Here is a 23,356-nt window from a genome sequence, read left to right as displayed (position 1 = left end):
AATAATGTCAGAACGACCTCTAGTGACTATTATCATACCAGCATTTAATAGAGCAGGATTTATCAGGAAATCGATCAGTTCCGTCTTGCGCCAGAATTATCCCAATATTGAGTTAATTGTTGTTGATGATGGTTCGACAGACGGAACTTATGAAATTCTTTCTGATTATTCTGAAAAGAGTCAAATTTGTCTTTTGATACATGAAAGCCATAACAACCTTGGACAGTCTGCATCTATCAATCTTGGCATTACAAAAGCGTCTGGACGGTATATTGGAATACTGGATAGCGACGATGAATTTTTCGAGGATAAGATATCCAAACAAGTACAGTATTTAGAGGAAAACCCAGATTTCGGTATGGTTTATGGGAGAGGTTTAGCTGTTGATTCAGAAGGTCATTCCCTGTTTTCTACGCTTCCAGAAGAGCATCAGGAATCAGGTGACCCCGAGCGCCTACTACAGGATTGCTACATCGCCCTCCCCGGGGGTGCCCTGATACGTAAAACTCTACTAGATCAAGCTGGTTTTTTTGAAGAATCGTTCAGGGCTGCCCAAGACCATGATATGGCTCTTAGGCTTTTCGAGATTGGGAGAGTTGCTTACGTCCCCGATTATGTATTCAGATACACTAAGCATGGAGATACAATAAGCAAGAACGGTCTTGAAAGACGCTGGCGCACTGGATTTGAGATTCTGGAACGAGCGAAAAACCGATATCCTTACTCGTCTAAAGCACTACGGTCTAGGGCTGCGGTATTGAACTTTAGGCTTGGTCAGGTTTATTGGAGACAAGGGTCACGGTTTTCAGCCTTTTTTCATTTTCTGAAGGCCAGCATTCTTGATCCGCGTAGGGCTCTGAGTGTGGTAGTTCATGCCATCAGATAATGTCCGTGGTTCAAATCAAGCCGGAGTTCCCGGGCCCAAACGCATACTGTTTGTCAGCAACAGTATCGTTAACCCAAATGCAGGGACAGAGGGACAGCTGCTTCAGCTGCTTCGGTATCTTCCAAGGGATCGGTATATCCCAGAACTTTTGGTTTTTAAGAGTTCTCAGTTCACAAATAGCGAGGAGATACCGTGCCCGGTTCATGTTCTTGGCAGCTCAAGCCTTTTTCGGTTGGCAACCTGGTTCCGGTTTTTACGATTTATTCGGCGTAAACGCCGAGAGGGCGTGAGACTCGCGCATATGTATTTCCATGATGCCTCCATAATTGGACCACCGATCTTTTATCTTTATGGTATTCGATCAATAATTTCCAGGCGGGATATGGGTTATTGGTATACGCCTTTTTATTTGAAGATATTGCGGATAACAGGAAGGTACGTGAACAGTGTAGTGGTGAATAGTCAAGCGGTAAAGCATATAACATCTATAAAAGAACGGATCGATAAAAACTGTATTCGAGTTATTTACAATGGTTATGAAGACATCTCTTCATCTATTAGCGGAGCAGTAAAGAACTCAATATTTGATGAAAGCAAGGGGCCTATAGCCTTTCTGGTCGCTAATAATAGGCCTTTAAAAAGAATCGGTGATGCGCTCCAAGCAACTAAACGTGTCCTTGACAGTGGAAGGCCAATGCAACTCGTTATTGTAGGAGCGGGAGACAATAGTAATCTGGAGATCCTGGCGGTGCAACTCGGCATTGAGGATCATGTCCATTTTCTTGGGGCTCGATCTGATGTCAAAGAATTACTTCGAGTCGGCTACGTGGGTCTCCTTTGTTCAGAAAGCGAGGGATATTCGAACTCTATAGTGGAATATATGCAGGCAGCATTACCAGTAATAGCGTCTGATACTGGAGGTAATCAAGAAGCTGTGATTGATGGTGAGACTGGTTGGCGTTATCCGGTTGGTGATGTTGGGGCGCTGGCGGACTGTTTGCAACGTGTTCTCGATGACCCGGAGCAAGCCTCTCTCTTTGGCATTAAGGGGAGAGATCTCGCAGTACAACGTCATAGCCTTGAAAACATGATCTTCCAACACCTTCAACTATATGACACTCTTCTTGGTGAGCTCGTCTAGGGGTAGGCATCCATTGCGTCGCGGTTCCTCTCACATAAGATATCTTTCAAATAGGGCTCTACGTCGTATATTTTCCTATCAACGATGGCTCGTTCTTTATTCTGAACTTAAAAGTAAGAAAGGTAGTGATTCTTCAGTGCCAGTAGAGCTCAGGCGGGCGGAAGAATCCGATACGGCGGCGATAGTTGCTGCATTACCGGATGAGCTTGTCGGACACTTGCCGCGGGAGGCTGTTGATAATATGGTCAGGTCAAGGTTTAAAAACGGTGTCCCTTGCTTCCTCGCTTTAGCGGAAGGTTCCGTAGTCGGGGGATGTTGGTGCCCAACCTCCAGGACCGCACAATTTTTCGACCTTGCCAACGCGGCTGAAATTACCACTTTATTTGTCGCTCCCCCTGGGAGAGGTCGTGGAATCGGTACACTTCTTTGTCGCTATGCTAGTGAATCGCTGGCAAGAGCAGGGAGAAGCTATTGCGTTTCTCTTGTATGGTATTCACGACCTGCTTCTGTTAAAGCCCATCTCAATGCAGGCTTCAAGCCCATCGGGGAGAAGTTAACAATTTCATTGTTTGGGATTCGGTGGAGTCGTTACTCAGCGAATACAAACCCTAAGAGATTGAGAGTTTTATGGCCAGAATAACGGTCTTTATGTATCATCATATCTCTCCTACGCCGGGGCCCTTTACCGTTTCACCAGATCGGTTCCGAAGCCAAATTGCCTGGCTTGCTCAAAGTGATTACAGGGTTCTCACGGGGAATGACCTGATCCGGTTAAGAAGAGGCGAAGAGAGGCTCGATAAGCCTGCAGTAATGCTAACTTTTGATGATGGCTGGCTCGATAACTGGGTATATGCCTTTCCAGTTCTGAAAGCGTTTGAAATCCCCGCAACTTGGTTCATAGTTACTGCCTGGATAGGCGAGGGAGAGCAGCGCTCATTTGAGACTGATGGAAAATGGCAGGTACCGGCTCATACCAAGGCTATGCAGTTGGCTGCGGACCCAGTTGCTCGCGATGAGGTAATGATGCGTTGGTCCGAGTTGCTCGCAGCGAAAGACTCGGGGTTGATCCACTTGGAAAATCACTCTCACTCTCATGGTCAGTGGTGGCAACAGAGCTCCTGGCAAGGGGTAAAAAAAGCATTCGTTACCGATCTTGACGATTCCATATCAGTTTTTAGAACGAGAATAGGTAGTAACCCCAAGCAGTTCTGTTGGCCGAAAGGACAATTCAGCCATACGCTGACAAATCTCGTATGGGAGCGCGGAATAGAGGTGCAGCATTCGGTGCTGCGTGGTAATAACTCTATAAAAGATAACTCATTGATTCGGAGAATCAATGTGGAGAACCAAGCAGCTGAATGGTTGGAGAGGCAGCTTCGGTTCTATAATATCCCTGGCGTTGGCGCCGGCCTAGGGAGCTTACATGGTTGGATACAGGGGCGGCGTTTATCCAGACAGTTCCAGGGGCGGATTCCGAGTCATGAGTTCTCCCCTCTCTGGAGAACTAAGTCTCTGGCAAAGTCATAGATTTCTCGATCATGTTTACAAAGGTCTTCTAAACGGCTGCGCAATGCGGGCGTTATTTCCTTGTTTATTTCAGCAGAGGATCGATTTCCTTGGTTTTCCCGCCCAAAGGAAACACGTACATTAAGTGCTTGTCGCACTTTCTGTTCAAATACCCCCATGCTGTCTGTAAAACCTACAACATCAAATGCCTTCAGGTTATCTTTCGCTCTGTGTTTGAGGCTTTCCGGGTCTTCCAGATCTAAATCAAGCTGACCCGAAAAGTATTCGCAGCATCGAAGAGCATTACGTTGGCCCAACGGGGATTCGATGTATTCCGCAAGGTCGGCATCAATCCTCGCCTGATGGTTACGGCCTCGATTGTAGAAGTACTCGGAGATGAACCGCTCCACCGGATCCCTCAGGACGGTGATGAACCGGTAGCCCTTGCCCAGATGGTCGTAGGCGGCCCGATTAAAGGGCACGTGACCGCCTATGAAATAGGTGTCTTTCCACATCAGATAATGCAACAATTCTGCACGGAACCGGCGGATGCGGTTGAAGTGCTCCAGGTTACTGAAATCCGAGGTACCGTACTGGCGGTTGATGACATCCGCCGTGGCGGGAGCCGCGATGGAGGCCTGGGAAAGCGCATAGCGCACCCGGAGGGCACGGGACACCGAGGTGCCGGCGCATTTGGGCACATGATGGAAGACGACCCGGTTCCCAAGCAGCATCCGCTTGAACCGGTTCTGGTTCTGAAACAGCCCTTGTACAAATCCCATGCTAAGCCTTCCCTGCGATTGGAATACGGATCGCGAAGACAGGCATCATAGCGGATCAACGGAACAGCGAACAGCCAAACGGATACCGGATTGACAGCCCACTACACCTCTAAGGCGTCCCCCGTCGGAATCATCAACCCGAACCGCCCCCGGGTCACCAGTATTACCTTTTTCATCTACTGCTGGTTCCTGATGGATTTCTTCCTGCGGTTTCCATCACGTATTCCGGTGTATGGGGATGTACGGCCAACGTTACTGCTGGTTCTGTGCCTGAGCGGGTTGCTGTTTATCCAGCGCGATAAGTTCGCGGGGGCAACCCGCGATCCCATCATGCGCACTTTTATGGTGTTGATCGGCTACCTGGTGTTGTCGTTGCCTCTGGTTGAATGGCCGGGCAGTGTGGTGCGTCACAATCTGGATGATTTTGTTAAGGCGGTTGTTTTTCTGGTGTTCACTGTCCTTGTCGTGGACACCGAAGGCCGTCTAAAAAAGGCAGTGACCCTGTTTGTCGGCTGTCAGTTGTTCCGGGTTCTGGAACCGCTATACCTGCATTTCACCCAGGGTTATATGGGGGGAGAAACATATCTCGGCGGTGGTGAATTCGCCGGTAGGCTGGCCGGGGCGCCGGCCGACGTCATCAACCCCAACGAGCTGGGGTTCGTGATCGTCACGGTCATCCCGTTTCTGCATTATCTGCTCTGGACGGGGCGTTTTACGCGCAAGCTCCTGTACCTGGCGTTGATGCCGCTGCTGCTCTACGCGCTCATTCAGACTATGTCCCGCGGGGCTTTTATTGCGCTGCTCGTGGTGGGTTGGATGATTTTCAGGGAATCGAGCCGCAAGTTCATGCTGATCCTTGTGGCGGTTGCCGTGGCCATAGCTGGCTGGAACAGCATGTCCCCGATCCAGAAAGATCGTTATCTTTCTTTGATTGATGAGGATACCCAGGGGGCAGCGTCCGCCCAGGGTCGTATTGGAGGATTCTTTCAGGAATTGGGCCTTGGGTTGAGGCGGCCGGTTGTAGGGCATGGCCTCGGAACCACTTCCGAGGCTAAATACCATTCACACGGCTCCACCAAGGCCAGCCACAGCCTGTACGCTGAACTGTTTACGGAAATCGGGATCATTGGCGCCGCCATCTTCCTCACCTTCCTGTACCGCATCTGGCGACGACTCCGTATAAACGGCCAATTGCTCTTTGAGCACCCCGAAGCCGTCACGGGTTACTATGCAAACCTCAACAAGGCACTGATCGCCGTTTTCTGGATGTACGCGGTATACAGCATCAATTACTATGGGCTGTCCCAGTACTACTGGTACCTGTTTGGTGGTCTTGTGATCGTGTTCGCGCGCTGCGTGAACGGGCGGATTGCGAAGCACCAGCCCTCGGAATCGGCCAATGAGCCGGCACCGAAAGCGGTTTACCCATTGGCCAGAAAGTTGTCGTACCGCAAGGGATAGCATCTCGATGCAGATTCTGATGACCGCACTCCAGCCCGGAGGCGGAATACGGACGTTCTTCCGCTACATCTACGGTCAGCCCTGTTTCAGCGATTGCACTTTTACCCTGATCGCTCCGGACCAGGGGCTCTCAGCCTATCTCTCCGAATTTCTGCCGGAAGGGCGAATCAAGGTGGTAGAGGCGGAGTCCTCTAACCTGGCATTTGTACGCCAGGTTCGGCGGGCCCACCAGACAGGCAACTATGATCTGATCCACTCCCATGGGTTCTCTGCAGGCTTGCTGACCGAAATTTCCCTGGGGCTGGGCGGCCGCACTCCCCACCTGATGACGGCCCATGATGTATTCCTACACGCCCAGTTCCAGGGGGCCAGCAATCGCATACGCCATTGGGTCATGGCACGACTTTTCGCTCGCATGACCGGCATCCATGCCGTCACCGAGGACGCCGCAGAGAACTTCCGGACGTTTTTCCCGAAAGTCTCCCCATCCCGGATTCACGGCATCCTCCACGGAGTGGACGCCGAATATTTCCGGGATGGTACCCCCCGGAACCTGAGGGAGGAGTTCGGGATTGCGCCTGATACCCCGATCATCGGCTTCTTCGGTCGCTTCATGAACCAGAAAGGGTTCCGGCTGCTGGTGGATGCAATGGCTGACATACGGGAACAGAATCTTCTCGAGCCGTTGCCTCATGTCATCACCTTTGGTTGGGGGGCGTTTATTCGCGAAGATTATGACTACCTGCGAGAAAAGGGGTTGGGGGACCTGTTCCACCAGGCCGAGCAGACCAACGATATGGCAGCGGCGCTGAAGGGGGTGGATGTGGTAGCCATGCCTTCCCGTTGGGAAGCATGTGGGCTTCTTGCTATGGAAGCCATGGCTGCCGGCGTCCCAATTGTCGGTAGTGACTGCGTGGGGCTTCGGGAAATTCTCGCTGGATCGCCTGCCCAGACGATCCATACGGGGGACAGCCGTTCCCTGCGCGATGCTTTGATTCGGGAGCTTGAGGACCTGCCATCCCGCACGACTGCCTTCGAAGCCTATCAGTCGAAGGCAGTGGAACGCTTTGCCATAGATCGTCCTGCAAAAGCTATCAGGTCTCTTTATCAGGACCTGGAGAGGGTAAAACCTTGACGCTCCTGTCAGAGGAAACCCTACATCCAGCGTTGGTGGTTGGCCAGGTGAACCCTAACCTTTTCGGGCAGGTACGGGCGCTCGGGCGTCAGGGGGTTCCTGTTTATGCATTGGTTACACGCGGAGAGTCACCTACCGCCGTGAGGGTCAGCCGCTATGTGACCGGGGTAATGGATGCCCGTAGTCTGGATAATGACGCACTTGTGGAGTTAATCAATAACTTCACCGCTGGCTTTTCGAGGAAACCTGTCCTGTTCCCAGCGGGTGATTTTGATGTAGATCGCATGGCAGAACTATGGGGTCGAATCTCTGATGGATTGATCGCCACCATACCTCCCGTGCAGGCCTCGGAACTTGCAGGAAAGGACCATCAGCTGGAATGGGTTCGACGTTGCGGGGTGCCATTACCAGCCAGCGAGACGGTTAAGGATTCTGGCCAACTCGCCGATGCATTGACACGTTTGCGCCTGCCGGTCATTGCAAGACCGCTTGACCATATTCAGCGTGGCAACTTTCCGGGGAAGGTATTCGTTGCTCAATCGTTTGAGCAATTGAACTCAGTTCTCACCCCCGTACTGGCTAGGGGAAAGACCAGGATTCTCCTGCAGGAATACATACCGGGAAATGCGACCTCCGTATGGTTCGCACTGGCTGACTGTGCACCGGATGGTAGCGTGCGGCAAATCATTACAGGTCACAAGTGTGTGGACGGGCCGGAAGGGCGGACCAATATTGGCCGCACAGCAGTGGAGCCTAATGTAGAGGCACGGGCAAGGAAGGTCTTTGAATGCTTTGGTGTGGGCGGGGTGCTTGGTGTCGAGTTCAAGAAAGATCTGCGAAACGGCGAACTTTATTATATCGAGACGAACTTCCGGCCCGACAATTTTGTCGCAATCTCTGAAGCGGCCGGCGTTAACCTGATATTTGCTGCGTACTTACATGCGATTGGTCATCCGGAACTTTACCAGCCTCAGCAGCAAAAGGACGTGGTATGGCGAGATTGGTCCCTGCTTCTGCGGCGCCGGATACGGGGGCGACCTTGGTACCGGGGCTCAAATGGGAAACCGCTTCCCGTAGTTGATGCCTTCTGGGCATCTGACGACAAATGGGCCAGCCTGATGTACTACGCGATCAAATTCTGGGAACAGATTACCGGAAGGACCTGAACGAATACCATGCTTAAGCGCTTGCTCATCAACACAGGCTCAAACGTTGTCCAGCTTGTTGTCAGCATGGTTGTGACATTCCTGATGGCACCGTTCTATCTGGAGATGATGGGCCACCATGATTACGGATTACGGGAGATGGTACTGGCGCTGATCGGCTACATGGGCATGATGGATCTCGGAATGCGCCCTACAGTGAGCCGGTTTGCCTCGATGCACAACGCACACGGGGATCGCGAGCAACTCATACGTGTCTACGCTTCAAGCCTCGTTTTCATGATCGCCATTGGCATTTTGTTAGCGCTTTTTTTCTGGCTTTGGGCCTTATGGTTCCCAAGTATCCTGCTGGAACAGGATGGTTCAGAAACACGAAAATATACGCTTTTTCTGATGATCATCGGGATTCAGGTAATGTTTGCCTTTCCCAGATTCGTCTCTGAAAGTTTTCTTGAGGGGCTCCAGCGCTATTACCTGAAAAACGTGATCAACATAACGGGTACAGTTGGAATCTCGGTCCTCAGTTACCTGTACATGACACCTGCCAACGCCCTGTTGCTCTTTACCGGGCTTTCGGCTGCTTTTGCTCTGATCAAGCTCATCCTTTTTTCACTGATGCTGACACCAGGCCGCGTGGGTGCAATCTATCCTGATTTGCGGGAGTTCCGGTGGCCTCAACTCCGGGAAATGCTCCAGTTTGGGTCAAAGTCTTTCATCCAGGGAGCAGCGCAGAAGATTGAGACAATGTCGGACCGGTTGGTGATCGGTGCGCTTCTGGGACCATCCATGGTACCGATCTATACCATACCGTTCACATTGGTTGGATACGTCAACAGCATCACCATGACCCTCAGCCATGCCTTCATGCCTCTGTTCAGTGATCTCAACGCACGGGGGCAGGCCCACCGGATCAAGCGCGTCTATCTATTGTCCAGCAAGGTTCTGGTGGGTCTTGTGCTGCCCATGGGGCTCGGTGTCAGCCTGGTCGGCACGCCCTTCATCGAGATCTGGATGAAGGGGCAGTTCGATCCGGAAACGGTCAACGCCATTATCGTGCTGATCGCCCTCTACATCGTCGTCCCGAAGCTCAATCCCTTTGCCAGCCGCTACCTGACGGCCATCAATGAGCACGGCATATTCGCACGGGTGGCGCCCATTGCTGCTCTGGCAAATCTGGGCCTGAGCGTGTGGGCCGTTACCGAGATCGGCGTGATCGGGGCGGCGCTCGGTTCGGTGTTCCCGGTTTTCGTGGTTACCCCGATTTTCCTGCGAAAGGCCTGTCATCATCTTGGCATTACCATGAGCCAGTACGTGCGCCGCTGCCTGCTGCCGGCCGTGATTCCCACACTGATCATGGGGGCGGTTGTGCTCTGGTTGCGTGTTGAGTGGGGGCTGACGGGCTATGGGCGGATTGTGGCGGCCATTTTGCTGGGAGCGGCTATTTATGGCCTGGCCTTCTGGGGCTTGGCAATGAACAGGGATGAGCGTCAGTGGCTAGTGGCGCGGATCAGGCGTCAACCAGTCTCTGACGGACCACCAGGGGACGACTGACGATGTGTGGACTGGCTGGGTTCTGGCGAACGGGCGTACAACCGGATGCGGAGACGCTTCTTGAGACCATGGGCGCCGCTCTTCATCACCGGGGGCCTGACGCCCAGGGGACCTGGCTGGATGGCGAGGTGGGCATCGGGATGGTGCATCGCCGCCTCTCCATCCAGGATCTCTCACCGGCCGGTGCCCAGCCCATGGTGTCCGCCTCCGGTCGGTTCGTGATGGTGTTCAACGGTGAGATCTACAACTTCATGGATCTCCGCCGGGACCTGGATGGTCTGGGATACCCATTCCGGGGCCATTCGGATACGGAAGTCATGCTGGCAGCGTTCGAGCACTGGGGGTTGCAGGAGTCCCTGGACCGGTTCAACGGTATGTTTGCCATTGCCGTGCTGGATCGCGAGGAGAGGGCACTTTATCTCGCCCGGGATCGGATGGGGGAGAAGCCCCTGTATTACGGCTGGCAGGGCAGCACCTTCCTGTTTGGTTCCGAACTCAAGGCCCTGCGTCGGCATCCGGACTGGCAGGGGCGCATCAATCAACAGGCCTTGCCCCTGCTGCTGCGCCACAACCTGATTCCGGCGCCGCATTCCATCCATGAGGGCATTTTCAAGCTGCCGCCCGCTTCATGGTTGCGTCTTGACCTGGACACCCCGGAGCGTGAGCCGGTGGTCGACCGTTATTGGCGCATGGCGTCTTTCATTGGCGATACCTGGCACGGTGATACCGAACAGGCTTCTCATAGATTGGAATCCCTTCTGGAGGAGGTGATCCGGGACCAGATGATCTCGGATGTGCCCCTGGGCGCCTTCCTGTCGGGTGGGGTGGACTCCTCCACCGTTGCGGCGCTGATGCAGAAGCATGCCAGCGATCCGATCCGGACCTTCAGCATTGGCTTCGATGAACCGGGTTACAACGAAGCGGAACACGCGGCGCGAGTCGCCCGGCACCTGCAGACTGACCACACGGAGCTGTACGTTTCCGCGGATGATGCGCTGGCAGTGATCCCCGGGCTTCCGAGGATCTATGATGAACCCTTTGCCGACTCATCGCAGATTCCCACCTATCTTGTCAGCAGGATGACGCGGGAACACGTGACGGTCGCACTGTCTGGCGATGGCGGGGATGAACTGTTCTGCGGCTACACCCGCTATCCGGGTATGGCACGGGCTTGGCAGGAACGCTGGGGCACTTCCAACCGGCTGCGCACGCTGCTGGCCCTGCTGCCCCCGGCATTGGTAGCGCCGTTGATCAGCACCCTGGTGCCTTCCCAGTGGGGCCGGGGGAAGCTCGCCATCCAGCGCCGCCTGGGGGCACAGCGGGCGATCAGCTCGGCGGAGGACCTGTCGGAATTCTACCGCCAGCGTGTCTCGTTCTGGTCGCATCCGGAAGAGGCACTGTTAGCGGCCGATGAACCTCAATACGGCCTGACCGGGGCCCTGCCGGTAGAGCTCCGGCAGGATCCGCTCAAAACCCTGATGTGGCGGGACCTGAACTGGTACCTTCCGGACGACATCCTGACCAAGGTCGACCGTGCTGCTATGGCGTGCAGCCTGGAAACTCGGATACCGATGCTGGACCGGCGTATCGTGGAGTTTGCGCTCGGACTTCCGACCGCACTCAATATGAGTGGGGGGACAGGCAAACAGGTGTTGCGGAAGGTGCTTTATCGCCACGTGCCCAGGGACCTGATCGACCGGCCCAAGCAGGGCTTCGCAGTCCCGCTTGGCCAATGGTTGCGCGGCCCGTTGCGCGAATGGGCGGAACCGTTGCTTGATCACCAACGGTTGAAGGAACAGGGATACTGGCGGCCGGAAACCATCCGCTGGCTCTGGCGGGAACACCAGCGGGGCCGGGAGGACTACAGCGCTGAACTCTGGGGCATACTCATGTTCCAGGCATGGCACGATGAATACAGTGACGGAAACGCATGGCAGAGTTGAACCAGTACCGCCCGGAACACCGCCCGGGCATCCTCAAACTCCTGGATGATGCCCCGTTCAAGGACCGCATCTGGGACTGGCAGTTCGAGGACCCGGCCATGGTTCGGGATTTCGATCCGGTGGTCCTTGTGGAGGGCGATCGGGTGGTCGGTTTCAACGGGGTCATGCCGGCACGCATGATCTACCTGGGCGAACGGGTAGACGGGATCTGGAGCTGCGATTTCTACGTTGACGCCAGCTTCCGGGGGCAGGGCCTTGGCCGCACCATCAAGGAAGCCCTGATGGAAAAGGGGCCCGTCATCATGTCCTTCGGCGTGAGTGCCAGGGCCGCGTCGGTTCTGGGCCACATGGGCTGGCGACGAAGCCCGGATGTCTGGACCTATCGTCATCTCCGCCGGAGCCAGTCGCTGCGTGACCATCTGCTGCGCTGCCTCCAGTTCCTTAACCGGCTTACCGGAGGTTCACTGCCTGCTCATCAGGGGCATCTTCAATGGCAGGATTCGCTTCCTGAAGCAGCCGAAGTCGACGCACTCTGGGAAAGTATTTGCCAGCGTTTTACCAAGGCGGTGGTACGCGATTATCAATACCTGGACTGGAGATACCAGCGGCATCCCCTGGCGGATTACCGCTTCCTGGTGGCCCGGGATGCCGATGAAAAGCTCGAGGCCGTTATGGTCGTGCGCGTGAACGAGGCCACGGTGCGCGTTGTCGACTGGGTCGGGGCCCCCGACGAAAGTGCACTGATGCGGTCAATGGTAACGCGATGCATGGTGGACCACCCGAATGCCACGGTGTTTACCGTCACCACGAGCAGCGCCGCCATGGGGAAGGCCTTTGAGCATTGCGGTTTTTTCCGGGGCAGGACACAGCCGGCATTCTTTGTACGCTCAGCATTACCGGATGATGCAGACCCCGAACAGGGCTGGTTCATCATGGGTGGGGACTCCGACGGCGAGTTGTTGCTTGCCGCGCGCGAGCGGTTTTCTCAGGGAGACGGGCAATGACCGGATCAGCGACGCCCCGCGTGAGCGTGATCACGCCAACCTATAATCGGGCGGATTTCATTGGTGAGGCGGTCCAGAGCGTCATGGACCAGGACTACACCGATTTTGAACTGCTGATTGTTGATGATGGCTCCACGGACAATACCCGGGAGGTGCTGCAGCCCTGGCTGCAGGATGAGCGGGTTCACTACATCCAGCAGGCCAACCAGGGCCAGAGTCATGCCCGGAACAGGGCTATTGAGCAAGCCAGGGGCGAGTTCATCTGTTTCCTAGATTCGGATAATGCCTGGGTGCCCGGGAAGCTGTCGATGCAGGTCGCCCTCTTGGACGAGCACCCGGAGGTGGACGTGGTCTATGGCGACAACATCTTCATCAACGAGGCCGGTGCGGAGACCTCGCGGCAGAACATGAAGCGGTACTCCGGGTTCATTGCCTTCCAGATGCTGAAGGACAACTGCGTGGCCATGAACACGACCATGGCACGCCGCCGCTGTTTCGACGAGATGGGGGGCATGAGCGGCAAGCGGCGGGTCGCGGATGACTACGACCTCTGGCTGCGCTTTTCCGCCCGATACCGGTTTCATTACATGCCCGAATACCTGGCGTACTACCGCGTCATGGAACAGCAGATCTCTTCAGACAAGACCGCTCGCTTCGAGACCAACGAGGCTATTATCCGTGACTTCCGGGATCAGTTTCCGGACGTGCTCCCCCGAAAACGCTTCGATGAGGCATTTGCGTTCTTCTATACACGCAAGGCCCGGTACCTGGCAGCTTCCGGGCAGCGCGGCCTGGCCTGGCGTGAGATTCTAACGGCCCTGCGTTACCGGCCGTTCTCCAGGGTGGCCTGGCGGGGCCTTGCAGCCATCACGGTGAAACGATAGCCATCATGGTCGATGACGACTCCGGGCACCACCTGACGGTCCAGCGCCTGGACGAGGCAGCCTTTGCGGCTCTGGAAAACGAGTGGACGGCGCTGGTCGAACGTGCGAGTGCCGATCCGCTGTTCATGGGATGGCCGTGGCTGTACTCCTGGTGGGAAACATGGGGCCAGCGGCTGGGCCTGGAGCTGGTACTGTATGCGGCCTATGAGGGCGAACGGCTGGTGGGAATCGCCCCGTTATTCCGCCACAGGTACCGGTCCCCGGTGGGAATTACCCTGAACCGGCTCCATTTCCTTGGTAACGCATGGCGTATACAGCCGACCGTGCGCACCGAGTACTGCGGGATCATCGCGGAAGAGGGACAGGAAAGCACAGTTATCGAAGCCGTTTTGGCGGAACTGATCCAGCTATCCTGGCATGAACTTATCATCTCGGACCAGCGGCTCCAGGACATGCTCCGGTGGCAGGAGGCGTTTGACCGCCTCGGGGAGGCCAACAGCGCCGTCCCACGGTCCGTGGATTCAGGAGTACGGGTGCAGGTGAACGGGGATTTCCGCGAGTGGCTCGCGAACCTGGGCGCTAACACCCGGCTCAAGGCGTTCAACCGCCGCCGCTATCTCGAGGAGCGGGGTGAGCTGAGCGTGTTTGATATGCCCACAGAGGACGCCGATGCCTTCCTTTCCAAACTCAATGCATTTCATCAGGACCGGTGGGGCAAACCCTGCTTTGAAGATGAAGCCCTTGAGTTCCACCGGGCATTATTGAAGCGCTTTCCTTCCAGCCGGACCCACCTTTCAGTGATGGCGTTCAATGGCGAGCCTATATCGGCCCTCTATGATATTTGCGCGGGGCACACGCGCTACAACCTGCAACTCGGTTTCAACGAGCATTTCGACCGCAAGGTCGCTCCCGGAACGTTGCATCTTGGTTATGCCATCGAGGAGAGTTTTCGAAATGACGCGGTGGATACCTTTGATATGCTCGCCGGCCGGGGCAAAAAGAGCTTCTACAAGAGCCATTTCCGGGGTGAGCAGGTGCATTTCCTGACCGTGCAGTTCGTCCGCCACCCGCTGATGCGCTGGATCTACCGGATCCAGTCCTGGCTTCCGGGGCGGCTGCGTCAGTCCATCAACCGATTCGTGAGGCTTTGATGCGGGTTCGCATTATCGTCTCCGATACGGGTCGAGGGTTGCGGCGGGACGCGGAGCTCCTCAGCGACCAGATAAGGGAGGCTGGGATGGTTCCGGAGACCATCGTGTGCCCACCCCGGAACGAGCGGCGAGCCCGCCTGATTGGCCGTGTTGACCGTTTCAAGCGTCGGATTCCTGCAGGGTTACGTTACGCCATCAATCGTTTGCAATGCTTGCTTTACCGCGCGCCACAGCCTCGGGATCTGGCGCTGACCATCCATTTGCAGCGCATTCACTCCCGGTACATCGCCGGCAGCCATGAGAACTGGTTGATTCCTAACGCGGAATGGTACGCCCCGACGCGGGTTCAATACCTTCCCCTGGTGGACCGAGTTCTGTGCAAGACGCAGGAGTCCCTGGAGACGTTCCGGGAGCTGCACCCACGGGCAGAGTTCCTGGGATTCTCCGGGCTGTTGCCGGAAAGGGTGACAACCGATGATTCTCCGGAACGTTTCCGCCGTTTCCTTCACGTAGCGGGCAACAACCGCAAGAAGGGAACGGTCGTGCTCGTGAATCTATGGGCCACCCATCCGGAATGGCCAATGCTGGACCTGGTGATCGATGACAGAAGCCGCTTACCCACGAATGCGCCTAATGTACGGGGCCATGAGCATGCGGATGAGGCATTGATGGCGAAGCTTCGTGCTGAATGCGGTATTGCGTTGGCTCCTTCCGAGGCAGAGGGTTTTGGGCATGTTCTCCTGGATGCCATGGCCCACCGGCAGGTTGTCGTAACGGTTGATGCACCGCCAATGAACGAGCTGGTTGCTCCCGAGCGGGGATGGCTGGTGGACTGGGAAGGCTCAAGACCCTGTTTGCTGGGGCGTCGTTACTTCGTTCAGCCCGCAGCCCTGGAGGCAGTCATCGAAGAGCTGCTTGCCAGTCGTCCAGGGGCGCTTATGGATAAGGCCAACCTTGGACGGGAATGGACCTTGGACAATCACGCCGGGTTCTGCCAGCGTTTCCGGGAACAGTTGGAAAGGGTTGGCTCCAATGACTGATTCCCGGTCTCCTGATAAGCCGCTTGTGAGCATACTGCTGGTCACCGCCAACCGCGCGGACCATTTGGATGCGCCGATTGATTCGGTACTTGCACAGACGGAAACCCGCTGGGAGCTTATTGCAGTGGATTGCGGCTCCACAGATGGGACCCTGGAACGGCTGGAAGCCTGGGCCTCGGACGAGCGGATCCGGGTTATCAGCGTCGAGGAGACCAACCGGGCAATCGGTCGGCGTGAGGCGTTGGGACGGGCCAAGGGGGCATTTGTGGCGTTCCTTGATCCCCAGACGGTATGGCCGACCGGCTTTCTGGAGACATTGGCAGGGCGGTTCGCTGAACTGCCGGACAGAACCGGTGTCATGTATGCGCGCACGGAGATTGCAGACGAAGAGGGCCATCCACAGCGAATGCTGCCCCCGGAACGCCATCATGGTTCGATGGTCCAGGAGCTGTTTGAGCAGCCGTGCTTTCCTTTGTCGGCACTGATGATCCGGCATACAGCCGTACGTCCCCTGGAAAAGACCGGCAAGGGGCCGGTACTGGCAAACGATCACACCCTGTTGCTCTGGCTTGCCCACCGGACGCCGTTCGAGCCCGCTCCTGAGGCGCTTGATCCCATCCGGATCCACCGGATTGACGGTGCATTACCGCTGATACTTGATTCGGTGTCTGAACAACGGGAAGAGGCCATGAACTATGCCCTCGAGCATTTCACCGGCGCTGTTCCAGCGCGGTTTGCCCGGCGGAGTCTAGCCAGCTTCCACAATGCCCGTGCCCGTGCGCTTGCAGCCGGCGGGGATAGCGGGGAAGCCCTCACACAGGCCCTGCGGGCTCTTATGTACCGGCCTTTGTGGCCTCGTGCATGGAGACAGGTCCTGCGTATTGCCGTCCGGGGATAACGGCGGCATTATCCTGTTATACCAACCCTCAAGGAAATCTGCTGCATGGATGGTCTCGCAGCCCACCAACGCCTGAGCCGCTTGGCTCCGATGACAGTCCTGCTGGCTCTGTTGCTGAGCACCGGCAGCACCTGGCTCCTGACCCTCGACCGCTGGACGAAGCTGGATGAATCCTACTCCCATGGTTTCCTCCTGCTGGCGGTTTCCATCTGGCTGAGCATCCAGACCTGGCAGCGCGAACGGCCGGTCACCGGGTTCTACCCGCTATGGCTGGCGCCACTGTTGCTCGGCATGCTCGGTTATGTAGTGGGCGACCTCCTGGGCATCCAGGCGCTGCGCCAGGTCGTGCTGGTGCCGTTGATCCTCGCCGCACTCGCGGTGCTGTGGGGCTGGCGGCAGTTGGTGCCGTTCCTGATTCCGGTTGGTGTGCTGTTTTTCACGATTCCGGTCTGGGATTTTATAAGCTGGCCGCTTCAGTTGATTACCACGTCCGTGAACCAGGTGCTTCTCGGCCTCTACGGCGTAGAGTTCGAGGTTGAAGGCGTCTTCGTTTACCTAATCGGTATCGGCGCCTTTGAGATCGCCCATGGCTGCTCCGGTCTGCGTTACCTGCTGGTGGGGATGACACTGAGTGCGCTGTACGGCCACCTGAACCTCCGGCTGTGGTCCAGCCGCATCATGCTGTTCACAACCGGTGTCGCGTTTGCGTTGATGGCGAACTGGATTCGGGTGTTCATCATCATCCTGGCGGGCTACCTGACGGATATGGAGACCAGCCTGATTGAGGACCACGATGCCTTCGGTTGGTGGGTCTTCGCGGGAACCCTGGTGCCGTTGTTCTTCATTGCCCGGGCGATTGAGGGCAGGGCGGCAGAACAAGAGTCGGCCCAACCGGCCAGCAGGCCGGAGCCGAAAGGCAACGACCGCTGGGCGACCGCGATTACAGCACTGCTGCCTATTGGCATGGTGTTGGCGTTCTCAGGCGGGCATGCGCAGGTCGAGACGCGGATGCAGACCTATGCGTTTGACCCGCTACCGTCAGAAACGTGGGCTCCGCTGTTCCAGCGCGAGCTCGAAGGCTGGCAGCCCCGGTTCAAGGGCACCGACCGCTCACTCCAGAAGACCTATTTCCTGAAGGACGAAGACCTGGAGTTGGGCAGTGCCCGCCCGACCAGCTTTGTCGGACTTTACACCTACAATCCCCAGCGTGGCGGGCACGAGGCGGTCATGTACGGCAACCGCCTCTATGACCGCGGCGCCTGGCTGCCGGAGATGACCTTCAATGTGGATACGGGGGATGGCATCAGCTGGCAGGGGCTGACCCTGCGCCAGAGGGCTTCAGACAAGCATCTTTACCTGGCCTACAGTTACTACGTTGAAAGCTTCTGGGAGACGAACGAAGTGCGGGCCAAGCTGGCCCAGTTGCTCGGCGTTTTCAATGCCCGCTCGGACGGTTCCCTGATGGTTGTTGCGCTGCACTGCGGGGACTGTGATGGCCAAACGAAGGTTCGCGAGCTTGCCGCTACCGTTCGACCCCGTCTGCAGGAGGCCGTGGACGCGTTTAACAGCTCGAAAGGCGGCTGATCAGATTCCCAGGGAATGGAGCTCAAAGCCGTTTCAGGTGTAACAACTACAATCCGGGCGTGTCGGATCATCGTAAAAGAGGTTAATACCCATTCAGCCCGGAGGGCGTGATGAAACGCAGAGATTTTGTAGCCTCCATGATGGCGGGGGGACTCCTCCTGATGGTTCCGACCGGCTTCGCCGTTGCCCGTGACATCAGGTACTACCACGATGTTTCCGTTCCTGATTCAGCACTGCAGCCACTGGAGCACAAGGGCGAGTGGTGGCGTGGCAAGGTATCGGACGAGGCCTGGCGCATCCTCTTCAGGGAAGAGACGGAGCCGGCGGGCACCAGTGCGCTGAACAACGAAGACCGTAATGGCACCTTTGTCTGCGCGGCCTGCTGCCTGCCGCTCTTCAGCTCCGAGACCAAGTACGAATCCGGCACCGGCTGGCCAAGCTTCTGGGCGGCCCATGAGAAGCACATGGGCACGAAGACGGATTACAAGGCTTTCTGGCCCCGGACCGAGTATCATTGCGTCCGCTGCGGCGGCCACCAGGGCCATATCTTCGATGACGGGCCTGAGCCGACGGGAAAACGCTGGTGCAACAACGGTCTGGCGCTGACATTTGTACCGGAAGGTGAAACACTTCCGGCGTTGAGGGGGTAAGCATGCGCGTCCTGATTCCGGTGCTGCTATTGATGGCCGCATTGACTGGCCATGCTCAGGAGAACACCCGGACCGCGGTATTCGCCGGCGGTTGCTTCTGGTGCATGGAGCCGCCTTACGACAAGCTTGAGGGGGTGACGGAGACGACCAGTGGCTACGCGGGCGGTGAGCTTGAGAACCCCAGCTATGAAGAGGTCAGTTCCGGGCAGACCGAGCATCTGGAAGTCGTCCGGGTCCGGTATAACCCGGAACAGGTCTCTTACGGGAAGCTGCTCGAGGTGTTCTGGCGCAATATCGACCCTCTGGATGACGGCGGGCAGTTCTGTGACCGGGGTTACCAGTACACCACCGCCATTTTCACGCGGTCTGAGGCGCAGCAGGAGGCTGCACAGGCCTCAAAGCAGGCACTGGTGGAGTCCGGGCGGTTTGATCAGGAGATCGTGACGCCAGTGAGGGAACTGGAGGCGTTCTACCCGGCCGAAGGCTATCACCAGAACTATTACGATAAGAACCCCATCCGCTACTGGTACTATCGCACGAGCTGCGGCCGCGACTCCCGGCTGGAGGAGCTCTGGGGCGAGCGTTAGGCGCCCCGGAGGTCCCTCACCAGCGACAGGACGGTGTGCCAGCGGTTAACCAGCAATGCCGTGAGAATAAGCGCGCAGCCGGCGAATTGCTGCAGCACCATGGTCTCGCCGAACCAACCCGCCGCGAAGAGGGACACCCAGACCGGTTCCATGGAGAGGATCACCACGCCATGACTGTGTGCCGCCAGGCTCTGGGCCCACGTCTGCACGATGAACCGTGCGGCTGTCCCTACAATGGCGCTGAGCACGATCCAGAGCACCAGGTTGCTGCCGAAGTCACTGAACGTGGGCTCCCAGGGTTCCAGCAGGAATGAGAGCACCAGGGTGACGAGGCCTACCATGGTCAACCCGATTGTGGTCAGGGGAAAGACGGGGAGGGCGGCACGGCGTGACTGCCGGCCTGCAGGGTTACTGTTGGCGGCCCTGGAGTTGAGCGTGAAATAGAAGGCGAGGATCACGGCGGCGAGCAGGAAGAAGAGCTGGCCGGCTTCCGGGTTGAAACCGCCATTCAGCGAGAGCAACGCCAGCCCTGCCATGGCGACAGGCAGAGCCACCCAGGTTGTTACCGGCTGCTCCTCGGAAAACACCAGCCTTGCGATAATGGGCACGAATACCACGTTCAGGCTGATGATGAAGGCGCCTTCGCCGATATGGCTGCTCAGGTGAAGTCCGGTAACCCAGCAGCTCATGCCGGCACCGAAAACAATGCCCACGCGCGCGGCCCGCAGGAGCTGCTGCCGGCTCAGGCCGGCCAGCTGCCGCCAGCCGAAGACGGCAAGAACACCGCCGGCAAGCAGGAACCGCAGCGACAGGAACAGTAGCGGCGGCATTGCCAGAACGGCCTCGCGGGAGAACATCCAGCTGATGGCAGCGAGCAGCGCGGCTGCAACAAAGAGCAGGTCGGATTTAGCGGTATTCGAAACGGGCAAACCAGCAATCACTTCACCGTGAAAATGGAGTGCGGACTTTACCCCCTGAGAAGCCTCGACCACAATACAGAAAGGTACCGACAGGAGAGTTGCCAGGATGAATGAGCGCCGTCGCGAGCAGCGCCTGCCATGGGTGTCCATGGATGCCAGGATCAAGGTCCGGAAGGGGTTGATTGGATCCGCATGGGTTGATGTGGAGGTTGTGGATTACAACCGGCTTGGCATCGGGATCATCGCGGCGGACGACCTGCTGAAACCAGACAGCAAGGTACAGGTCAGTCTGCGCCTGAACACCGAAGTGGGGGAGATCACGGTGGATCAGGTGACGGCCAGTGTTCGTCACTCCCAGACGGATGAACACGGCTACTTCTTCGGCCTGGAGTTTGAAAAAACCCCTTCCGAGGGGGTGAGTGAATCACTGCAGCGCATCGAGGGGATCCTCAACCGCCATCAGGGGCTGGCGGAGAAAGTGCAGTAACCGCGGAGTCCGGGGCTCAGGCCTTGAGTTCCCGCTCGCTGTCGTCGCTGAAGTAGCGGTAGAGCTCGTCGAAACTCATGGGCGGGGCGTAGCGGTAGCCCTGTACCAGTGAGCACCCGTGCATGCGCAGGAAGTATTCCTGCTGTTCCGTTTCCACGCCTTCCGCCACCACCTGCTTCTCCATCTGCTGGGCAATGCCGATGATGGTGGTGGCGATGTCCGTGTTGGGGCCGTCTTGCGGGATCTCCTTCACAAAGGTCTGTCCGATCTTGAGCATGTCCACGGGCAGCGAGCGCAGCTGCCGGAGGCTGCTGAAGCCGGTTCCGAAATCATCAATGGTGATGGTGACGCCGGTTCTGCGGATACGCGCAAGCTGGTCCCGCGCTACCTCAGGCTCATCCGAGAGCATGCCCTCGTGGATGTCGATCTCCAGAAAGCGCGGTTCCAGACCGGAGGTGCGCAGTGCAAAGTCGATCACGTTCTCCAGCCCCGGATCCCGGAACTGGCGGGCGGAAATATTGACGGCAACGCGCACGCCACGCCCAAGCAGCTGGTGCAGCAGTTTGATCTGCATGCAGGCCTGCTGCAGCACCCAGTTGCCCAGGGGCATGATCAGCCCCGTATCCTCTGCCACCGGGATGAATTCGTCGGGCAGTATCTCGCCCCGCTCCGGGTGCTGCCAGCGGATCAGGGCCTCCATGGCGGTGATGTCCCCGGTGTTGAGGTCAACCTGGGGCTGGAACAGCAGGAAGAATTCCTCGCGCCGCAGGCCATGGCGCAGCTCCCGCTCCAGCGTCATCAGCTGTTCGGCGCGGTCATTCAGACTCTCGGTATAGAAATCGTACTGGTCGCGGCCCTTGTCCTTGGCGCGGTACAGGGCAAGGTCTGCGTTCTTCATCAGCGTGTCCGGGGTTTCACCGTCGGCTGGCGCCGTGGTGATCCCGATGCTGGTTGAGATCAGCACTTCCTGCCCCTTCAGCCGAATCGGCGCCTTGAGGCTGGCCAGCATGTTCTCGGCGATCATGGTCAGATCCTTGGTATCCGAGACATCGTGCAGGAGTATGGTGAACTCATCGCCGCCCAGTCGCGCCACCGTATCCTGGGCACGCACACAGGACTTAAGCCGGTCCGCCACGGTCAGAAGCAGCATGTCCCCGGCGTCGTGGCCCAGGCTGTCGTTGACCTGCTTGAACTGGTCGAGGTCCAGAAAGAGCAGGGCGATCTGGGTCTGGCGGCGCGCAACGCTCTGCAGCGCCTGCTCCAGGCGGTCCTGGAACAGGCGCCGGTTCGCCAGGTTGGTCAGGCTGTCGAAGAGTGCCAGCTGCTCCATGCGTTCATGGGCCAGCTTGAGCTCGGTGATATCCACCGCGGAGACAATGTAATTGACGGGCTCGCCGTCATCATCGAGGACCGAGGAGGTGGTAACGGCCGTCCACAGTGGCGTGCTGCCATTGGTACGGCACAGCAGTTCACCCTTCCAGTGGGGCTGGAGGCAGTCGAGGAAGTTGGTCAGGACACCGGTTTCGGTGCCGGCAAGATTCACGGTGGCGCTGAGGGTGGCGACGGAGTGCCCGAGAACCTCGTCCCTGGAGAAAGCGGTCAGCTGGCAGAAACGGTCGTTGACGAACTCGATGCGGCCCTGTGAATCCGTGATAAGGATCATGGCGCCGCTGTTCATGACAGCGCTGGAGAACTTGGTCAGCGTGGTCTCACGTTCGTTCTGCTCCCTGCGCGAACGTGCGAGCCGGAAGCTGAGCACAGCCGTGGCCGCGATCAGGGCCATCGTGACCACAACGGCTGTTACCGTTGCGGTCAGGGTAAGCCAGGCTGGAAGGGTTCCCAGTACCATCAGCGCCATCCTTTGTTATTTCCTTGTGCGGATGCTTCAGCTTCCACACTAGACAAGATCCTTTCTATCGTAGGGAATTACGTCACACTTGGCTTGGGCTATGCGAAGATTTTACGTGTTAACGCAGGTTAATGGATGTGTCTGAGCGTAACACTTACCCGGGTAGGGGGGAAGCGGGGCCATGAATGGCCCCGATCGCAGGCGCTGAGGCTTGATTACAGAAGCTTTTTCGCTTCCGCCTGCCAGCTGGGGAAGCTCTTGAGCTTGCGGAACTCTTCGAGCTTCTTGCTGTCATCCGCGGAGGGATTGGCCAGCTGTTTGATGGAGGTGATCCCCTTGGCCTGCATCTTCTTCGCAGTGGCCGGGCCGATGCCCTTGATCTGAGTCAGATCATCCTTGCCTGCCGTACTGGATTTCGCGGCCTTTCCGGAACCAGAGCCCGTCTTGGAGGCACTGCTGCTGGAAGCACTTTTGCCTGCAGACTGCTTGGTGCCGGAGGTGGACTGGCTTACGGCTTTCGGCTTTGCGCCACCCGATGCACCGGACTTCTGGTTATCGGAGGGTTTGTCACTGAAGCCGGCCCGCTCCATAAGCTGTTCACGCAGGTCGTTCACCTGGTTCTGCAGCGTGTCGATCCGCTTGAGCGCATCATTGACCAGCTGCTCCACGCGCTCCACCAGCGAACTGATGCCGAGTTTCTTTTTCTTACCCATCGGTATTGCTCCCTGAATATG

Annotated in this window: 22 protein-coding genes; 18 read left to right on the top strand and 4 right to left on the bottom strand. The window is 57.3% G+C overall.

Features of this window, described 5'->3' with window-relative positions; translation table 11 throughout:
* The first annotated feature begins 4 nt into the window (after positions 1-4).
* The 4 genes from CK501_RS06535 to CK501_RS06520 are packed head-to-tail and all read left to right on the top strand — an operon-like array spanning position 5 to position 3,554.
* Complete coding sequence (locus CK501_RS06535; protein ID WP_095616939.1) at positions 5-886, top strand: glycosyltransferase; 882 nt, start codon at positions 5-7, stop codon at positions 884-886.
* Positions 873-2,027, top strand: a complete 1,155-nt coding sequence (locus CK501_RS06530) for a glycosyltransferase (protein WP_095616938.1) — start codon at positions 873-875, stop codon at positions 2,025-2,027. Before CK501_RS06535 ends, CK501_RS06530 begins: the two co-directional genes overlap by 14 nt.
* Positions 1,999-2,667 carry a GNAT family N-acetyltransferase gene (locus tag CK501_RS17240; protein WP_095616937.1) on the top strand — a complete coding sequence of 223 codons (669 nt, stop codon included), beginning with the start codon at positions 1,999-2,001 and terminating at the stop codon, positions 2,665-2,667. Before CK501_RS06530 ends, CK501_RS17240 begins: the two co-directional genes overlap by 29 nt.
* On the top strand, positions 2,655-3,554 hold the full coding sequence (locus CK501_RS06520) for a polysaccharide deacetylase family protein (protein ID WP_095616936.1): 900 nt from the start codon (positions 2,655-2,657) through the stop codon (positions 3,552-3,554). The genes CK501_RS17240 and CK501_RS06520 overlap by 13 nt, the downstream gene beginning before the upstream one ends.
* Here CK501_RS06520 and CK501_RS06515 read toward each other — a convergent pair.
* Positions 3,506-4,315 carry a sulfotransferase family 2 domain-containing protein gene (locus tag CK501_RS06515; RefSeq protein ID WP_095616935.1) on the bottom strand — a complete coding sequence of 270 codons (810 nt, stop codon included), beginning with the start codon at positions 4,313-4,315 and terminating at the stop codon, positions 3,506-3,508. The genes CK501_RS06520 and CK501_RS06515 overlap by 49 nt on opposite strands.
* A 90-nt stretch (positions 4,316-4,405) precedes the next feature.
* Here CK501_RS06515 and CK501_RS06510 point away from each other — a divergent pair, with 90 nt between their 5' ends.
* The 13 genes from CK501_RS06510 to msrA all read left to right on the top strand — a co-directional run bounded on the left by CK501_RS06510 (position 4,406) and on the right by msrA (position 19,366).
* Complete coding sequence (locus CK501_RS06510) at positions 4,406-5,776, top strand: O-antigen ligase family protein (protein WP_095616934.1); 1,371 nt, start codon at positions 4,406-4,408, stop codon at positions 5,774-5,776.
* Between the two features lie 7 nt (positions 5,777-5,783).
* Positions 5,784-6,911, top strand: coding sequence for a glycosyltransferase family 4 protein (locus tag CK501_RS06505; protein ID WP_158223067.1), 1,128 nt, complete (start codon positions 5,784-5,786; stop codon positions 6,909-6,911).
* 140 nt (positions 6,912-7,051) lie between these two features.
* Positions 7,052-8,077, top strand: a complete 1,026-nt coding sequence (locus tag CK501_RS06500; protein ID WP_143421394.1) for an ATP-grasp domain-containing protein — start codon at positions 7,052-7,054, stop codon at positions 8,075-8,077.
* Between the two features lie 9 nt (positions 8,078-8,086).
* Entirely contained in the window at positions 8,087-9,625 is a 1,539-nt protein-coding gene (locus tag CK501_RS06495; protein WP_095616931.1) for an oligosaccharide flippase family protein, read from the top strand.
* Positions 9,626-9,627: 2 nt separating this feature from the next.
* The gene (asnB, locus tag CK501_RS06490) at positions 9,628-11,568 is read left to right on the top strand and encodes an asparagine synthase (glutamine-hydrolyzing) (protein WP_095616930.1); all 1,941 of its coding nucleotides are present in this window, start codon (positions 9,628-9,630) and stop codon (positions 11,566-11,568) included.
* Positions 11,556-12,572, top strand: coding sequence for a GNAT family N-acetyltransferase (locus tag CK501_RS06485; RefSeq protein WP_095616929.1), 1,017 nt, complete (start codon positions 11,556-11,558; stop codon positions 12,570-12,572). Before asnB ends, CK501_RS06485 begins: the two co-directional genes overlap by 13 nt.
* Positions 12,569-13,456 carry a glycosyltransferase gene (locus tag CK501_RS06480; RefSeq protein ID WP_095616928.1) on the top strand — a complete coding sequence of 296 codons (888 nt, stop codon included), beginning with the start codon at positions 12,569-12,571 and terminating at the stop codon, positions 13,454-13,456. The genes CK501_RS06485 and CK501_RS06480 overlap by 4 nt, the downstream gene beginning before the upstream one ends.
* 5 nt (positions 13,457-13,461) lie before the next feature.
* A complete protein-coding gene (locus CK501_RS06475; RefSeq protein ID WP_095616927.1) occupies positions 13,462-14,607 on the top strand; it encodes a GNAT family N-acetyltransferase in 1,146 nt (381 codons plus the stop codon).
* Entirely contained in the window at positions 14,607-15,647 is a 1,041-nt protein-coding gene (locus CK501_RS06470) for a glycosyltransferase (RefSeq protein WP_095616926.1), read from the top strand. The genes CK501_RS06475 and CK501_RS06470 overlap by 1 nt, the downstream gene beginning before the upstream one ends.
* Positions 15,640-16,545 (top strand): glycosyltransferase family 2 protein, encoded by a 906-nt coding sequence (locus CK501_RS06465; protein WP_095616925.1) that lies wholly within the window; start codon positions 15,640-15,642, stop codon positions 16,543-16,545. The genes CK501_RS06470 and CK501_RS06465 overlap by 8 nt, the downstream gene beginning before the upstream one ends.
* Before the next feature lie 45 nt (positions 16,546-16,590).
* A complete protein-coding gene (gene xrt / locus CK501_RS06460; RefSeq protein WP_095616924.1) occupies positions 16,591-18,129 on the top strand; it encodes an exosortase in 1,539 nt (512 codons plus the stop codon).
* 110 nt (positions 18,130-18,239) lie between these two features.
* Positions 18,240-18,779 carry a peptide-methionine (R)-S-oxide reductase MsrB gene (gene msrB / locus CK501_RS06455; RefSeq protein WP_095616923.1) on the top strand — a complete coding sequence of 180 codons (540 nt, stop codon included), beginning with the start codon at positions 18,240-18,242 and terminating at the stop codon, positions 18,777-18,779.
* A 2-nt stretch (positions 18,780-18,781) separates the two neighbouring features.
* Complete coding sequence (msrA, locus tag CK501_RS06450) at positions 18,782-19,366, top strand: peptide-methionine (S)-S-oxide reductase MsrA (protein WP_095616922.1); 585 nt, start codon at positions 18,782-18,784, stop codon at positions 19,364-19,366.
* Here msrA and CK501_RS06445 read toward each other — a convergent pair.
* Positions 19,363-20,295 carry a DMT family transporter gene (locus tag CK501_RS06445; RefSeq protein ID WP_233128854.1) on the bottom strand — a complete coding sequence of 311 codons (933 nt, stop codon included), beginning with the start codon at positions 20,293-20,295 and terminating at the stop codon, positions 19,363-19,365. The genes msrA and CK501_RS06445 overlap by 4 nt on opposite strands.
* 97 nt (positions 20,296-20,392) lie before the next feature.
* Between CK501_RS06445 and CK501_RS06440 the strand changes: the two genes are divergently transcribed.
* On the top strand, positions 20,393-20,773 hold the full coding sequence (locus CK501_RS06440; protein ID WP_095617159.1) for a PilZ domain-containing protein: 381 nt from the start codon (positions 20,393-20,395) through the stop codon (positions 20,771-20,773).
* A gap of 16 nt (positions 20,774-20,789) precedes the next feature.
* On the opposite strand, the gene CK501_RS06435 is transcribed toward CK501_RS06440, so the two are convergent.
* Together CK501_RS06435 and CK501_RS06430 are read right to left on the bottom strand one after the other, a co-directional pair.
* Positions 20,790-22,631: a putative bifunctional diguanylate cyclase/phosphodiesterase gene (locus CK501_RS06435; protein WP_095616920.1), complete on the bottom strand. Its 1,842-nt coding sequence runs from the start codon at positions 22,629-22,631 to the stop codon at positions 20,790-20,792.
* A gap of 206 nt (positions 22,632-22,837) precedes the next feature.
* A complete protein-coding gene (locus CK501_RS06430; protein WP_095616919.1) occupies positions 22,838-23,335 on the bottom strand; it encodes a helix-hairpin-helix domain-containing protein in 498 nt (165 codons plus the stop codon).
* Positions 23,336-23,356: the final 21 nt, after the last annotated feature.

The organism is Halovibrio salipaludis (genome assembly GCF_002286965.1).
GTDB classification, from domain to species: domain Bacteria; phylum Pseudomonadota; class Gammaproteobacteria; order Pseudomonadales; family Oleiphilaceae; genus Halospina; species Halospina salipaludis.
Note: the sequence above shows the minus strand (reverse complement) of the source record. Positions and strands in the feature narration are given on the sequence as shown.